The organism is Aminobacter sp. P9b, assembly GCF_045345995.1.
In the GTDB taxonomy this organism is placed as follows: Bacteria; Pseudomonadota; Alphaproteobacteria; order Rhizobiales; family Rhizobiaceae; genus Aminobacter; species Aminobacter niigataensis.
On record NZ_CP150082.1, the window covers coordinates 2,299,705 to 2,315,153 of the forward strand.

Genomic DNA, 15,449 nt, shown 5'->3' on the forward strand with positions numbered 1-15,449 from the left:
CCGTCTCCGTCCAGTGAGAAAAGCCCGAGGATTTGCTCGCGTGGGTTCTGTGCCCAGGCTTTGAGCCTGTGGGTGCTGTCGGGATGCTATCCTACAACTGTCAGGGCACAATGCGAACAGCATGCCTGCTTCGGCTTCGGGGATCCCGATGCGCGCCATGTTTGGCGGGTTGACCGCTATTGGGATTGTGCAGGCCGGAGGCGATTGTCGTGGGGTTCGCTATCAAACGTGCATCGCCCGGCGCCTCAGTTTCGTGCACCTTCTCAAACGAACGTCGGAGTAAGGATTCGCAAGTATCTGATCTGCGGTTGATTCAATGGCTTGTGGATAGGATGGCTGGGGCGCCAGGATTCGAACCTGGGAATGTCGGTACCAAAAACCGATGCCTTACCGCTTGGCGACGCCCCAACAGGCCGCAGGCTTGCAATTATCGAGCCGCAGGCGAGTCAATCGACCGCCGCCTTATATTCAGTGCGCGGCAAAAGCACAATCGCGCCTTTGCCGCTTTTCCTCTGCCAAAAGTGCCTGTTATTCGCCCCACACGGCGAGCTCGTTGCCTGCCGGATCGACGAAGTGGAAGCGCCGGCCGCCCGGGAACGAGAAGATCGGCTTGATAACGGTGCCGCCGGCGTCTTCGACCGCGGCGAGCGTTTGTTCCAGCGACTCGGAATAGAGGATCGGCAGCGGCTTGGCCGCCACTTCGGCCTGGAACCCCCCGTCGAGGCCTTCGGCAAAGGCCGAATAGCCTGGGCCGTAGTCGGTGAAGGTCCAGCCGAAGGCCGCGCTGTAGAAGGATTTGACATGGTCGAGCGTGCCGCCGACCGCTGCCATTTCGATGTAGTCGAGCTTGCCGGTTTTTCTCATTGTCGTCTCCAGAGTATGTTCTTGATATGTTCTATACGAGGTGAATGGCTGCCGCAAGCTTCTGGCTACGCCGGTTCATTAATCGATTGTAGGACATCAGGTGGCGGAACTGCGCCTTGCCTTTCGCAGCGCAGCATCATATCGCTCGGCCCAGAAGCGGGCGGCGGCCACCGCCCTGTTCCACACTCAGTCGGCGAGGAGAAGGCATGACCAAGTGGGTTTACAGGTTTGGCGACGGTGCGGCGGAGGGGCGTTCGAGCGATCGCGACCTGCTCGGCGGAAAAGGGGCGAATCTCGCCGAGATGTGCAGTCTCGGCCTGCCGGTTCCGCCCGGCTTCACCATCACCACTGCCGCCTGCAATTGGTTTTATGCCAATGGCCGCAGCTATCCCGAGACACTGGAAGCAGATGTCCGCACGGCACTCGACCATGTCGGTGCGATCACCGGCCGTCGTTTCGGCGATCCCGAAAGCCTGCTGCTCGTCTCGGTGCGCTCGGGCGCCCGCGCCTCGATGCCGGGCATGATGGACACCGTGCTCAATCTTGGCCTCAACGACGTCACCGTCGAGGCGCTGGCTGTCGATGCCGGCGACGCGCGCTTTGCCTATGACAGCTATCGCCGCTTCATCACCATGTATTCCGACGTGGTGCTGGGCCTCGACCACGAGGTTTTCGAGGAGTTGCTCGAAGAGGAAAAGGCGCGTCTCGGCTACGAGCTCGACACCGAGTTCACAGCGGTCCAGTGGCAGGACGTCATTGTCCTCTACAAGGCCAAGGTCGAGGAAGAACTCGGCCGCTCCTTCCCGCAGGATCCGCATGAGCAGCTATGGGGTGCCATCGGTGCGGTGTTCCAGAGCTGGATGAACCATCGCGCCATCACCTATCGCCGCCTGCACGACATCCCCGAGAGCTGGGGCACGGCGGTCAACGTCCAGGCCATGGTGTTCGGCAACATGGGCGACACCTCGGCGACGGGCGTTGCCTTCACGCGCAACCCCTCGACCGGCGAGAAGATGCTCTATGGCGAGTTCCTGGTGAACGCGCAGGGCGAGGACGTCGTGGCCGGCATCCGCACGCCGCAGAACATCACCGAAGCCGCACGCATCGCCGCTGGTTCCGACAAGCCGTCGCTGCAGAAGCTGATGCCGGAAGCGTTCAACACTTTCGTGGCGATCTCCAATCGCCTCGAACAGCACTACCGCGACATGCAGGACCTCGAGTTCACTATCGAGCGCGGCAAGCTGTGGATGCTGCAGACCCGTTCGGGCAAGCGCACCGCCAAGGCAGCGCTCAAGATCGCCGCCGAGATGGCTGGCGAGGGGCTGATCACCAAGGATGAGGCGATCTGCAGGATCGACCCGTCGTCGCTCGACCAGTTGCTGCACCCGACCATCGACCCCAAGGCGCAGCGCGAGGTCATCGCGGTCGGCTTGCCGGCGTCGCCTGGTGCCGCCACCGGCGAGATCGTGTTCTCGTCCGACGAGGCCGAGGAACTGAAGTCGGCCGGGCGCAAGGTCATCCTCGTGCGCATCGAGACCAGCCCCGAGGACATCCACGGCATGCATGCCTCCGAAGGCATCCTGACGACGCGCGGCGGCATGACCAGCCACGCGGCGGTGGTTGCCCGCGGCATGGGCAAGCCTTGCGTCTCCGGTGCCGGTTCGCTGCGCGTCGACTATCGCGCCGGCACGCTGATGGCCATGGGCCACACCTTCCGCAAGGGCGACATCATCACCATCGACGGCTCCAGCGGCCAGGTGCTGAAGGGCTCGGTGCCGATGCTGCAGCCGGAACTGTCCGGCGACTTTGCCGCGATCATGGAATGGGCGGATGTGGCACGCCGCATGAAGGTGCGCACCAATGCCGAGACGCCGGCGGATGCGCGCATGGCGCGCTCCTTCGGCGCAGAGGGCATCGGCCTTTGCCGCACCGAGCACATGTTCTTTGACGGCGACCGCATCGTTGCCATGCGCGAGATGATCCTCGCCGACACCGAAAAGGACAGGCGCACGGCCCTTGCCAAGCTGTTGCCGATGCAGCGCTCGGACTTCATCGAGCTGTTCGAGATCATGGCCGGCCTGCCGGTGACGATCCGTCTGCTCGATCCGCCGCTGCACGAGTTCCTGCCCAAGACCGAGGAAGAAATCGCCGAAGTCGCCGGAGCGATGAACGTCTCGGCCGACAAGCTGCGCCAGCGCACCGAGGCACTGCACGAGTTCAACCCGATGCTTGGCCATCGCGGCTGCCGTCTCGCCGTTTCCTATCCCGAGATCGCCGAGATGCAGGCGCGCGCCATCTTTGAGGCGGCTGTCGAGGCCGGCAAGAAGACCGGCAGCCCTGTGGTTCCCGAGGTCATGGTGCCACTGGTCGGCCTGATGAAGGAACTCGACTACGTCAAGGCGCGCATCGATGCGGTTGCCAAGAGCGTCATGCAGGAAACTGGCGTCAACATCGATTATCTCGTCGGCACGATGATTGAGCTGCCGCGCGCCGCCATCCGCGCCCATGTCATTGCCGAGGCGGCCGAATTCTTCTCCTTCGGCACCAACGATCTGACGCAGACGACCTTCGGCATCTCGCGCGACGATGCGGCCTCGTTCCTCGAGACCTACCGCCAGAAGGGCATCATCGAGCAGGACCCGTTCGTTTCGCTGGACATCGAGGGCGTCGGCGAACTGGTGAAGATCGCAGCCGAGAAGGGCAGGGCGACCCGTCCCGAGATCAAGCTCGGCATCTGCGGCGAGCATGGCGGCGACCCGGCGTCGATCCGCTTCTGCGAAAGCGTCGGGCTGGACTATGTATCGTGCTCGCCATTCCGCGTGCCGATCGCACGGCTGGCGGCAGCGCAGGCCGCGGTGAAGGCGAAGCGCTAGGAACCGCCAACTGATTGAATCAATTCGGCTATACCCAATCGGCAAATTGGGTATAGCCGGCTGGATCAGGTGATCTCGGCAGCTCGCTGTGCGATGCGGCCTTAGGCTGCGGCGCGGAATGCCTCGACCACGCCGACATAGGCTTCAGCGAGCTTTGCCAGCGGGCTAGTGCTGCGCGATGCCGACTCGACCTTCAGCCTGCCGCCACTGACGGGAAGCGAAAGCAGCAGGAACTGGCGGCGCGCACCGTCGCCGATCGAGGCGGCCGCGACATGCCTGTCTTCGCCGTCGTCGTCGATGCGCATCTTGAAGAGCAGGATACCCCCAACAGCCTCGAGCGCGTCGTCCACGAGCTGCGTGAATTCTTCCTCCGTCACGCTGGTGGCAGCGATTTCCAGGCCTTCGGCAGGTGTTGGTTCGATCGCCTCGTCGTCCGCGTTGCCGGGTTCGGGCGCGAGGTCTTCGGGCGACAGCGCGACAGTTTCAGGTTCAGTGGAACCCTCTGCTATCGGCTCCTCCACCTCGGTCGCTGTCGTCTCCGGCGATTGCTCGGTTTCGAATACCTCGGTTTCGAATACCTCGGCTTCGAACATCTCGGGTTCGATCATGCCAGGCGTTTCTTCTGCCGACAGTTCGAGAGGCTGCGTCGCTTCCATGACCGGTTCGCTGACTTCCGGCTGGGAATCAGCTTCGACCTCTGCCTCTTCGACCGGGGCAACCGTCTCGCTGGCGGCCACTTGCACACTGGCATCCGCCTGTTCAGGCGCTACTGTCTGTTCAGATTGCGTGTCGGTCTGCGGCAGGACTTCGTCCTCCGCGCGCGGCTGCGTATCCATGTGATCCCTCACATTACTCTACCCACCACACCAGCCGGTAATAAAGGTTAACCGGGACCGTGGCCGCAATGTGGCCGCCGGCATTTTGCCGGCTCGGATTGGCGGTGCCCAGGCTGGACAATCGCGCCATTGCGACCAGAATGGCCGCATACGATCTGGGAGGATCCGCATGCTTGGACTGATGCAGGAATGGCCGCTGCTGTGCCACAAGATCATTGACCATGCCGCACGGCAGCACCCGCACCGGGAGATCGTGTCGCGGTCGATCGAGGGGCCTATTGTCCGCACCAACTATGCCGAACTGCGCACGCGGTCCCTGAAGGTTGCGCAACGGCTGGAGCGCGATGGCTACAAGACAGGCGACCGCATCGCTACGCTGGCCTGGAATTCAGCTCGGCACATGGAGGCCTGGTACGGCATCATGGGCATGGGCGCGGTCTACCACACGCTCAACCCGCGCCTTTTTCCCGAGCAACTGGTCTGGATCATGAACCATGCCCAGGACCAGGCGCTGTTCGTCGACCTGACCTTCGTGCCACTGGTCGAAAAGATCGCGTCACAGGTGCCTTCGCTCAAACGCATCATCGTCCTGACCGACGCCGCCCACCTGCCGCAGACGACGTTGCCGAATGTCACGGCCTACGAGGAGTGGCTGGCAGAGGCCGATGGAGACTATGCCTGGAAGGCGCTCGACGAGCATGCCGCAGCCGGCATGTGCTACACCTCGGGCACGACCGGCGATCCCAAGGGCGTCGTCTACAGCCACCGTTCCAACGTGCTCCACGCAATGATCGCGGTGATGCCGGACGCGATGGGCATTTCGGTGCGCGACGTGGTCATGCCTGTCGTGCCGATGTTCCATGCCAATGCCTGGGGCCTTGCCCAGAGCACGCCGATGGTCGGCGCGAAATTCGTCATGCCCGGTGGCAAGATGGACGGCGCCTCGATCTACGAAATGCTCGACACCGAACGTGTGACTTTCACCGCTGCCGTGCCGACGGTGTGGCTGATGCTGCTGCAGCATCTCGAAGAGACCGGCAAGAAACTGCCGCATCTCAACAAGGTGGTGATTGGCGGCTCGGCCTGCCCACGCACGGTCACCGAGAAATTCGAGCGCAACTACGGCGTCGAGGTCATCCACGCCTGGGGCATGACCGAGATGTCGCCGCTGGGCACCTTGTGCACGATCAAGCCGGAATATGACGATCTTGAAGGCAATGACAGGCTGAACCTCCAGCAGAAGCAGGGCTATACGCCTTTCGGCGTCGAGATGAAGATCACCGACGACGACAACAATGAACTGCCCTGGGACGGCAAGACGTTCGGCAGGCTCAAGGTGCGCGGTCCGGCGATCTCCGGCTCTTATTTCGGTGGCGCCAGCGCCGAGCAGTTCGATGCCGACGATTGGTTCGACACCGGCGATGTCGCCCATATCGACATCAACGGCTACATGCAGATCACCGATCGCTCCAAGGATGTGATCAAGTCCGGTGGCGAGTGGATTTCCTCGATCGAACTCGAAAATCTCGCCCTCGGGCATCCCGATGTCCAGGAAGCGGCGGTGATCGGGGTCAAGCATTCGCGCTGGGACGAGCGTCCGCTGATGGTTGTCGTGCGCAAGCCGGGCAGGGAGCCTGAGAAGGCCGACATATTGGCTTTCCTCAACGGCAAGGTCGCCAGATGGTGGATGCCGGACGATGTCGCTTTCGTCGACGAGATCCCGCACACGGCAACCGGCAAGATCCAGAAGATGGCGTTACGCGAGAGGTTCAAGGACTATCGGCTGCCATCCGACACCGCCGGATGAGCAGGTTCATGTGCGGGACGGCGGCAAGCATCGCCTTTCCGCTTCAACCGGGGCATGAAACCCTCTAGTTTGCAGCAGCAGCAATTTTCGCCGTGGGGACGGCAATGCTGTGACATTGCAGGTGGGTACGGGGTTCCATGGTCGAGTTCCAGTCGAGATATCATGAGCAGCGCACCACGCGTTCGGCCGGGCTTTCGCGCGGCATGGCGTCCTTCGCCGCGGTGCTGCTGATCACAGCCGTGCTTGGCCATCGCCGCGGCCTGGTGGAAACCACGGCGTTCTTCTGGGTGCTTGGCATCGTTGCACTGCTCGCGGCCTTCGCGCTGCTGCTATCCGGCTTTGCCTTTTCGCGGCTGTGGAAATTTGGCGATCGCGGCGGCCACGACCTGACTGCCGGCGCCTTGCTGGGCCTCGCCGTTCTCGCGCCTTTTGGCTTCGTCGCCTATCAGATCGCCACCTTGCCGATGTTGCGCGACATCTCGACAGATGCCGAGGTTCCGCCGGCGCTGACTGCGGCTGTGTCGTTGCGAACGCCTGTGATGAACAGTCTGGAATTGCCTTCGGCGGGCGAGCGCGCCTTGCAGGCCCAGGCCTATCCGCTGGTCGCAGGGCGGCGTTACGACCTGTCGCTCGACCGGGTCCTGGAGAGCGTCGCGGTCATCCTGGGTCGACAGGGCTGGGAGGTCGTCGTGCCGCCGCCGGCTACCGAGCAGGCCAGCGGCGAGGTCGATATCGAGGCCGTGGCGCGGACCTTCGTTCTGGCCCTGCCGTCGGACGTGGCGATTCGGCTGGTGGATGACGGCGATTCGACCTTCGTCGACATGCGCTCCGCCTCGCGCTACGGCCGTCACGATCTCGGTGACAATGCCGAGCGCATAACGGCGTTCCTGGCCGAGCTCGACCAGGAGATTGCCGCCCAGGCAGGCACGGCTACCACCGCAATCCCCGCAAACCCCACGCAATAACCTATCTGGCCGGCGAATAGATGCTGTCGATTGCCGGGGCCTCGTTGCTGACGGCCTTGCCGCGCCCGACCAGATCTTCGAGATGGGCGAGGACCGAAAGCCCCGCTGCGCCGTAGAGCCGGGGATCGGTGTCGCGATAGATCGCGCGCACGATGTCTGGAATCGAGCTGTCGCCCTTGTCGAGCCGTTCGAGGATGGCCCGCTCGCGCATCATGCGGTGGGTCATGAGCTCGCGCACGAATTGCTGTGGCGACACCACCGGGCCGCCATGGCCGGGTAGGTAGGTGCGGTCGTCGCGCGCGATCAGCTTGTCGAGCGACGCCATGTAGTCGGACATTGCGCCATCTGGCGGGGCGACGATCGAGGTCGACCAGGCCATGACGTGGTCGGCCGAAAACAAGATGCCGGTGCCTTCGAGCGCAAAGGCGGCGTGATTTGCAGCATGACCCGGCGTCAGCACCGTTTGCATGCGCCAGCCGTCGCCAGCGACAAGCTGGCCGTCTGCCACGACGAGGTCGGGAACGAAGTCGGTATCGCTGCTGGCATCGAGAGGGGCGACTTCGCCGATCCGCAGCGGCCGCGCCGACCGGTGCGGCCCTTCGGCAACGGTGATTGCGCCAGTCAGGGCCTTGAGGCGCGCTGCGAGCGGCGAGTGGTCGCGATGCGTGTGGCTGACGAAGATATGGCTGACGGGCCGCCCGGCGATGGCACGGATCAACGCCTCCAGATGGGCGTCGTCGGCCGGCCCTGGATCAAGGACCGCCAACGTGTCGTGACCGATGATGTATGTGTTGGTGCCGTGGAAAGTGAATGCGCCAGGATTGTTGGCGGTTATCCGTACGACGCCCTCGGCGATCGGGACTGGCTCGCCGTAGGCAGGGTCGAAGCGTGTATCGAGGTCGAGGGACATGGCCGGCCGATATCTGTGAGTTAGAGGAGCCAGTGGCAAATTCGTTTGCCGCTTAGCACGGAAGACAATATAGGGAAAACCACGACTGACGTGTCCAGGCACGCGCATTACAAGGGGATTTACATGTCCGTATCCAGCAGTTCCACCGCGCTTATCTCTGCGGCATTGCCCGAAAAGGGCGCGACGCGCCTGGCGACTCAGCTTCTTCTGGCCGTTGCCGGTTCGCTGCTGCTCATCGCCTCGGCCAAGACCAAGGTCATGCTCGGACCCGTCGACATGTCGCTGCAGACGCTCGCCGTCCTCGGCATAGCCGCAGCCTATGGCCTGCGACTCGGCCTTGCAACGATCCTGCTCTACATGGCCCAGGGCGCCATGGGCTATCCGGTGTTCCAGAGCACGCCCGAGAAGGGCCTCGGCATTGCCTACATGCTCGGCTCGACCGGTGGCTATCTCGCCGGTTTCGTCGCCATGGTGGCGATCGTCGGCTGGGCCGTGGACCGCGGCTGGGGCCGCAGCATCGTCAAGATGCTCGGCGCCATGCTCGTCGCCGAAGTCGTGATGATGGCGATGGGCTTCTCGTGGCTGTCGCTGCTGATCGGCGCCGAGAAGTCGTGGCAGTTCGGCGTCGTGCCGTTCATCGTGCCGGACCTGATCAAGGTGGCGCTCGCTGCCGCAGCCGTTCCGGCGATCTGGGCGCTGCTTCCCAAGAAGGGCTGATCGGCCGACAACCGCATGCTGGTTTTAGCAACGCCCCGGCTCTAGAAAGGCCGGGGCGTTTTGCATTTGAAGAGCATTGGGATCATGACTGTTCTTGTTACGGGCACGGCCGGGTTCATCGGTTTCCACGTCGCCAGGCGGCTTCTGGCGGAAGGATACGACGTTGTCGGCTTCGACAGCGTCACCGACTACTACGACACCTCGCTCAAGCGCTCGCGGCTGGATATCCTGTCGGAAATCAGCGATTTCCGCTTCATCCAGGCCGATCTCGCCGATGCGGCAGCGGTAAAAGCGGCCTTCGAATGCCGCCCGGAGATCGTCATCAATCTCGCCGCGCAGGCCGGCGTGCGTTATTCGCTCGACAATCCGCAGGCCTATGTAGATGCCAACGTCACCGGCTTTCTGAACATCCTGGAAAATTGCCGCTCAACGCAGCCGAAGCACCTGATCTACGCCTCGTCGAGTTCGGTCTATGGCGGCAACAAGAAGCAGCCCTATTCGCCGCGCGACGGCGTCGATCACCCGGTCAGCCTTTACGCGGCGACGAAGAAGGCCAACGAATTGATGGCGCATACCTACAGCCATCTGTTTGGCGTGCCGGCCACCGGCTTGCGCTTCTTCACCGTCTACGGCCCATGGGGGCGGCCCGACATGGCCTACTACAAGTTCACCCGCGCCATCTTCGCCGGCGAGCCCATCGACATCTACAACAATGGCGATATGTACCGCGACTTCACCTATGTCGACGACATAGTCGAAGGCGTCGTGCGCCTCATCGACCTGCCGCCTAAGGCCGATCCCGGCTATGACATCGCCACTGGCGGCGCCTCCGGGAGTTGGGCGCCGCATCGCGTCATGAACATCGGCAACCGCCGCAAGGAGCATCTGATGGAGATGATCCGCATCCTCGAGCGTGCGACCGGTCGCGAGGCGGTGAAGAACTTCATGCCGCTGCAGCCGGGCGACGTGCTCAGCACGTGGGCCGATGTGAGCGACCTCGAGGCATTGATCGGCGAGCTTCCGCACACGCCGATCGAAGAGGGATTGGTTCGCTTCGTCGATTGGTACGGCAGGTACTACCGCGTCCAATAACCGAGGCATTCAGGCATACTGGCCTCCGGTCGCAGTACTGCCGGCCACACTTCCAGGAAGATAGCTTGCGCCGCCGCCAGCGGTGTTGATGACCCCATTGAGTGTCGTGCTGTAGCGCGTGCCAGTCGCGGCACCCCCGAATGTCATGCCGGCGCATGCGATGTCGCCATGCCGGCTGGAGGCAAAGGCGGTCGAGAAAGCGGGCGTACCTACCAGCGTGACCGTTCGGCCTTCGGTGTTGATGAACCCGCCAGTCTGCGCCGACCAATGCATCGGGGATGCGCCTGAAATGGCGTAGTTGCCGGTAGCGGCCGCCGCGCCGTTGTTCTGGCACAGGATGTGTGCCTGGGCGCAGGCGCCGAAACGGACGTTCTGGAACTGGAGCGTGCCGCCGTCGGCGTTGAGGCCGAAGCCGCTGGCTGTCGTCCTGATCTCCATGTCCTTGACCAAACAACCCGCGCCGGAAGGTGCGCTGATGGCGTTCGCATTGTTGGTCGAGACGATCACATTGGCCGGCGTTCCGCCGTTGCCGGCAATGACAAGCGCCGATGGGTCAGCCTGGCCGGTCATCGCCGGAACGATGATCGTGCCGCCATAGGTGCCGTCGGCGACCTGGATGGTGACCGTGAAGCCTGCCATGTCGAGGCTCGCGGCGACATCGAGCGCCTTCTGAATGGTCAGAAAGGCTCCGCCGCTGGTGTCCCCCAGCCCGTTATTGGTATCCGAACCGTCCGTTCGGACGAAATAGCTCCGGTTGGCGGCGAGCAATTCGCGGATATGGCGCTTGGCCGCCGCCTGGTTCGGGTCGGTCAATGCCAGGCTCGCCGGCAAAAGCACGCGGCCGTCTGAACGGCTGACCTTCAGCGCTTCCGTCCAGGCGCCGCCATCTGCTGAAACCTTGAGGTGCCAGTCGTCGTCGCCGGCAAGGCCGAACTCGGCGCGACCGGAATAGCCGGTCTGAAACAGCAGCGAGGCGTTGTCGCCGGCGGCAGCCTTGTTGATCTTGACCTGCTGGCCGGCGCCGAGATTGTCGAACAGCACCGCCTGGCTCTTTACCGACAGTCGGTTGGTGGTATCGGCTGTCGTGTTGACGCCGACCATGGCCGCCGGGTTGATGCCGAGCGCGATGGTGTCGACCCAGCCGCTGCCGTCATGGGCAAGGATGCGCTGCTCGTCGGCGACCCAGGTGAGCCAACCCTTGACCGGGACGTGGAAGGCCCAGTCGCCGTCCTGCCAGGCGGCGACCTGGCCGACCTTGCCGACCCAGCCGCCCGTTGCAGCAGCGGCGACGATGTAGCGATCACCCTCGGCAGGTACAGCAGGGGGCGCCGCCAGATGCCGGTCGAGCACCGAGAGCTGCACGACGATATCGAGCGCCTGCAGCGCTTCGTTGTGGGTGACGTGCTTCTGTGCCTGCGACGGCATGATGAAGGGCATTTTCAGGTTGGTCGTCTGTTCCAAGGCGGGCTCCTGTCGTTGGCTCTTGCGCCATGATAGGGCCGGCCGGAAGGGGGTGGAAAAGCGGGCGCGTCTATCCACGTCTCGAGCCCCTTCAGGCATGCGGTGGAATTGCATTCCTGAAGATGTGACGCGTGGGGCAAATCTGACTTGGCAGGCCGCGAAATTTGGTCTTGCACTGCTTGAGGCGCCTCCTGCTTGCAGGGACAATGCGCGCATCAGGTCGTTTCGGCTCCAAAGCCGCGGCCAAGGAACGTTTTCCGAAGGCTTTTCAATGCTTGCCAGACTGACTCACCTGGACCGTCTCGAGGCGGAGGCGATCCACATCTTCCGTGAGGTCGCAGCCACTTTTTCCAAGCCGGTAATGCTCTATTCCGTTGGGAAGGATTCCTCGGTCCTGCTGCATCTGGCGATGAAAGCCTTCTACCCGGCCAAGCCGCCATTCCCGTTCCTCCATGTCGACACCACATGGAAGTTCCGCGAGATGATCGAGTTCCGCGACACCATGGCGCGCGAGCTCGGCTTCGATCTTCTGGTCCACGTCAACCCGGACGGCGTCCGCGACAACATCAATCCGTTCGACCATGGCTCGAACACCCATACGCATGTGATGAAGACGGTCGGCCTGCGCCAGGCGCTCGACAAATACGGCTTCGATGCGGCCTTCGGTGGTGCTCGTCGCGACGAGGAGAAGTCGCGCGCCAAGGAGCGCATCTTCTCGTTCCGCAACGCCCAGCATGCCTGGGACCCGAAGAACCAGCGCCCGGAGATGTGGAAGATCTTCAACACCCGCGTGGCCGCTGGTGAATCGATCCGCGTCTTCCCGCTGTCCAATTGGACCGAGCTCGATATCTGGCAGTACATCCTGCAGGAAGACATCCCGATCGTGCCGCTCTATTTCGCCAAGCATCGCCCGGTGGTCGAGCGCGACGGCATGCTGATCCTGCGCGACGACGATCGCATGAAGCTCCATCCGGGCGAGGTGGTGGAGAACCGGCTGGTGCGCTTCCGCACGCTGGGCTGCTACCCGCTCACCGGTGCCATCGAATCCGATGCCGACAGCCTCGAAGGCATCGTCAGCGAAATGCTGACCGCTCGCACCTCCGAGCGGCAGGGACGCCTCATCGACCGCGACGAAGCCGGCTCGATGGAAAAGAAGAAGCGCGAAGGGTATTTCTGAGCATGCGCCACGCACTGGCAAACAAGGTCGAGGCTGCAGAAAGCGTCCGCGAATATCTCGCCGGCCAGGAGCAGAAGTCGCTCCTGCGCTTCTTGACCTGCGGTTCGGTCGATGACGGCAAGTCGACGCTGATCGGCCGCCTGTTGTCCGACACCAAGCAGATCTTCGAGGATCAGCTTGCCGCGCTGGAGCGCGATTCCCGCAAGCACGGCACCACGGGCGAGGACGTCGACTTCGCGCTGCTGGTCGACGGCTTGGAAGCCGAGCGCGAGCAAGGCATCACCATCGACGTCGCCTACCGCTTCTTCGCCACGCCGAAGCGCAAGTTCATCGTCGCCGACACCCCCGGCCATGAGCAATACACGCGCAACATGGCGACCGGTGCCTCGACGGCTGATCTTGCCATCGTGCTGGTCGACGCGCGCCAGGGCGTCCTGCGCCAGACGCGGCGCCATTCGATCATCGCTTCGCTGCTCGGCATCAGGAACATCGTCGTCGCGGTCAACAAGATCGACCTTGTCGGCTTCGACCAGAAGGTGTTTGACCGCATCACCGCTGAATACGCCGCCTTCGCCGAGAGCCTGGGTTTCAAGTCTGTCGTGCCGATCCCCATGTCGGCGCGCTTTGGCGACAACGTGACCCGGCGTTCGGAAAAGATGGACTGGTATTCGGGCCCGACCCTGATCGAGCACCTCGAATCCGTGGTCGTCGAGGAAGAGGCGGTCGAGCGCCCGTTCCGCTTCCCGGTGCAATATGTGAACCGGCCCAATCTCGATTTCCGCGGCTTCGCCGGCACCATCGCCTCAGGCTCGATCTCGCAGGGCGACGAGATCGTCGTCGCCAAATCGGGTAAGCCATCCACGGTCAAGCGTATCGTCGCCCAGGGCGGAGACCTGCGCACGGCGGTCGCCGGCCAGGCGATCACCATCGTGCTCGAAGACGAGGTCGAAGTTTCCCGCGGCAACCTGCTGGTGGCGCCTGCCGCACGGCCGCATGTCGCCGACCAGTTCGTTGCTAACGTCGTTTGGTTCGACGAGCAGGCGCTGCTTCCCGGGCGTTCCTATATCCTGCGCACCGAGACCGACCAGGCCAGCGCCACCGTCACCGACCTCAAGTATCGGATCAACGTCAATGACTTCGCCCATGAGGCGGCGAAGTCGCTGGAGATGAACGAGGTCGGCGTCTGCAACATTTCGGCGCAGTCGCCGGTCGCCTTCGACAGCTTCGCCGACAACCGCACCACCGGGGCCTTCATCCTGATCGACCGGATCAGCAACGCCACCGTTGGCGCCGGCATGATCCTGCATCCGCTGCGCCGGTCGGAGAACATCCACTGGCAGTCGCTCGACGTGACCCGTCACGCCCGTGCCGACCTCAAGAACCAGCGCCCGGCGGTACTGTGGTTCACCGGCCTGTCGGGCTCCGGCAAGTCGACGGTTGCCAACCTGCTGGAAAAGAAGCTGCACGCCACCGGGCGCCATACCTACGTGCTGGACGGCGACAACGTTCGCCACGGGCTCAACCGCGATCTCGGCTTCACCGATGAGGACCGCGTCGAGAACATCCGCCGCGTCGCCGAGGTTGCCAAGTTGATGGCCGACGCCGGCCTGATCGTCATCGTCTCGTTCATCTCTCCCTTCCGTGCCGAGCGCCGCATGGCGCGCGAACTGATGGGGCAGGGCGAGTTCGTCGAGGTGTTTGTCGACACGCCGTTCGAGGAATGCGCCAAGCGCGACCCGAAGGGTCTCTATGCGCGGGCTCTTGCCGGTGCGATCAAGAATTTCACCGGTGTCGATTCGCCCTATGAAACGCCGGAGAATCCTGAGATTCATCTCCAGACCCTCGGCAAGACCCCTGAAGAGATGGTCGAGGCGGTCGAGGCCTGGCTGAATGAGCGAGACATTGCAGAACACCAATACGACGACGGCGGCGGCATCTGACGAGGCCATCCTCGAAGTGATCGAGCGCCTGGCCCTGGATGCCGGGCGGGCGGTCATGGAGGTTTTTCATTCGGAAATCAAAGTGACGGACAAGGCAGATGCCTCGCCCGTCACGCAAGCCGATCGTGCCGCGGAACGCGTGATCCTCGAAGGCTTGCGCTCGGCGTTTCCCGATGTGCCGTGCGTTGCCGAGGAAGAGGTTGCCGAGGGCATCGTTCCGCCCGAGCTCGGCCAGATTTTCTTCCTGGTCGATCCGCTCGACGGCACCAAGGAATTCGTCAGGCGTCATACCGATTTCACCGTCAACATCGCGCTGATCAGGGGCGGCGCGCCGGAAATCGGCGTGGTTTATGCGCCGTGCACGGGGCGCTTCTTCTCAGGCCGGCCGGGCAAGGCGGAAGCCTTCGAGGCCCGAGACGGCCTTGCCGTCTCGGAGCGCCGTCGCGTTCATGTGCGCGAGGGCCGCCAGCCGCTGACCATCGTTGCCAGCCGTTCTCACCGGACGCCCGAAACCGATGCCTTCATCAAGAAGGTCGCGGCAGCCGAGATCGTGTCTGTCGGTTCGTCGTTGAAGTTTTGTTTGGTGGCTGCCGGCGAGGCGGACATCTATCCGCGCTTCGGCCGGACGATGGAATGGGATACCGCGGCAGGCGATGCCGTGCTGCGCGCGGCCGGCGGGATCACCCACACCCTGGACGGCGCGCCGCTCGTTTATGGCAAGCGCAACCAGGCCGACGACGAGGATTTCGCCAACCCGCACTTCGTCTCGACAGGCCGGATCCTCGACCCGGCCTTCATGTTCTGATC

12 protein-coding genes and 1 tRNA gene are annotated in these 15,449 nt (G+C 63.4%); 8 read left to right on the top strand and 5 right to left on the bottom strand.

Annotated features, from left to right (window positions below; all coding sequences use genetic code 11):
* Nucleotides 1-333: 333 nt before the first annotated feature.
* Nucleotides 334-408: transfer RNA gene (locus tag WHT83_RS11360), tRNA-Gln, on the bottom strand.
* A gap of 120 nt (nt 409-528) precedes the next feature.
* A complete protein-coding gene (locus tag WHT83_RS11365) occupies nt 529-864 on the bottom strand; it encodes a VOC family protein (RefSeq protein ID WP_406873827.1) in 336 nt (111 codons plus the stop codon).
* Between the two features lie 206 nt (nt 865-1,070).
* Between WHT83_RS11365 and ppdK the strand changes: the two genes are divergently transcribed.
* Entirely contained in the window at nt 1,071-3,737 is a 2,667-nt protein-coding gene (gene ppdK / locus WHT83_RS11370) for a pyruvate, phosphate dikinase (RefSeq protein ID WP_108608894.1), read from the top strand.
* 101 nt (nt 3,738-3,838) lie between these two features.
* Here the strand turns inward: ppdK and WHT83_RS11375 are convergent, their stop codons facing one another.
* On the bottom strand, nt 3,839-4,573 hold the full coding sequence (locus tag WHT83_RS11375; protein WP_406873828.1) for a hypothetical protein: 735 nt from the start codon (nt 4,571-4,573) through the stop codon (nt 3,839-3,841).
* Nucleotides 4,574-4,742: 169 nt separating this feature from the next.
* Here WHT83_RS11375 and WHT83_RS11380 point away from each other — a divergent pair, with 169 nt between their 5' ends.
* Both WHT83_RS11380 and WHT83_RS11385 read left to right on the top strand, forming a co-directional pair.
* Nucleotides 4,743-6,380, top strand: coding sequence for a fatty-acid--CoA ligase (locus WHT83_RS11380; protein WP_406873829.1), 1,638 nt, complete (start codon nt 4,743-4,745; stop codon nt 6,378-6,380).
* Nucleotides 6,381-6,517: 137 nt separating this feature from the next.
* Entirely contained in the window at nt 6,518-7,345 is an 828-nt protein-coding gene (locus WHT83_RS11385; RefSeq protein ID WP_246389643.1) for a DUF1499 domain-containing protein, read from the top strand.
* A gap of 1 nt (nt 7,346) precedes the next feature.
* On the opposite strand, the gene WHT83_RS11390 is transcribed toward WHT83_RS11385, so the two are convergent.
* Nucleotides 7,347-8,255: an MBL fold metallo-hydrolase gene (locus WHT83_RS11390; protein WP_406873830.1), complete on the bottom strand. Its 909-nt coding sequence runs from the start codon at nt 8,253-8,255 to the stop codon at nt 7,347-7,349.
* A 123-nt stretch (nt 8,256-8,378) separates the two neighbouring features.
* Here WHT83_RS11390 and WHT83_RS11395 point away from each other — a divergent pair, with 123 nt between their 5' ends.
* Together WHT83_RS11395 and WHT83_RS11400 are read left to right on the top strand one after the other, a co-directional pair.
* A complete protein-coding gene (locus WHT83_RS11395; RefSeq protein WP_183263597.1) occupies nt 8,379-8,972 on the top strand; it encodes a biotin transporter BioY in 594 nt (197 codons plus the stop codon).
* An 84-nt stretch (nt 8,973-9,056) separates the two neighbouring features.
* The gene (locus WHT83_RS11400; protein ID WP_406873831.1) at nt 9,057-10,064 is read left to right on the top strand and encodes an NAD-dependent epimerase; all 1,008 of its coding nucleotides are present in this window, start codon (nt 9,057-9,059) and stop codon (nt 10,062-10,064) included.
* Nucleotides 10,065-10,073: 9 nt separating this feature from the next.
* On the opposite strand, the gene WHT83_RS11405 is transcribed toward WHT83_RS11400, so the two are convergent.
* Nucleotides 10,074-11,525 (bottom strand): DUF2793 domain-containing protein, encoded by a 1,452-nt coding sequence (locus WHT83_RS11405; RefSeq protein WP_406873832.1) that lies wholly within the window; start codon nt 11,523-11,525, stop codon nt 10,074-10,076.
* A 271-nt stretch (nt 11,526-11,796) separates the two neighbouring features.
* On the opposite strand from WHT83_RS11405, the gene cysD reads away from it, so the two are divergent.
* Genes cysD through cysQ form a run of 3 tightly spaced genes read left to right on the top strand, consistent with a single transcriptional unit; the run spans nt 11,797 to nt 15,447 of the window.
* Nucleotides 11,797-12,702, top strand: coding sequence for a sulfate adenylyltransferase subunit CysD (cysD, locus tag WHT83_RS11410; protein ID WP_108608888.1), 906 nt, complete (start codon nt 11,797-11,799; stop codon nt 12,700-12,702).
* 2 nt (nt 12,703-12,704) lie between these two features.
* Complete coding sequence (gene cysN / locus WHT83_RS11415) at nt 12,705-14,642, top strand: sulfate adenylyltransferase subunit CysN (RefSeq protein ID WP_406873833.1); 1,938 nt, start codon at nt 12,705-12,707, stop codon at nt 14,640-14,642.
* Complete coding sequence (gene cysQ, locus WHT83_RS11420; protein WP_406873834.1) at nt 14,593-15,447, top strand: 3'(2'),5'-bisphosphate nucleotidase CysQ; 855 nt, start codon at nt 14,593-14,595, stop codon at nt 15,445-15,447. The genes cysN and cysQ overlap by 50 nt, the downstream gene beginning before the upstream one ends.
* The last annotated feature ends 2 nt before the right edge of the window (nt 15,448-15,449 follow it).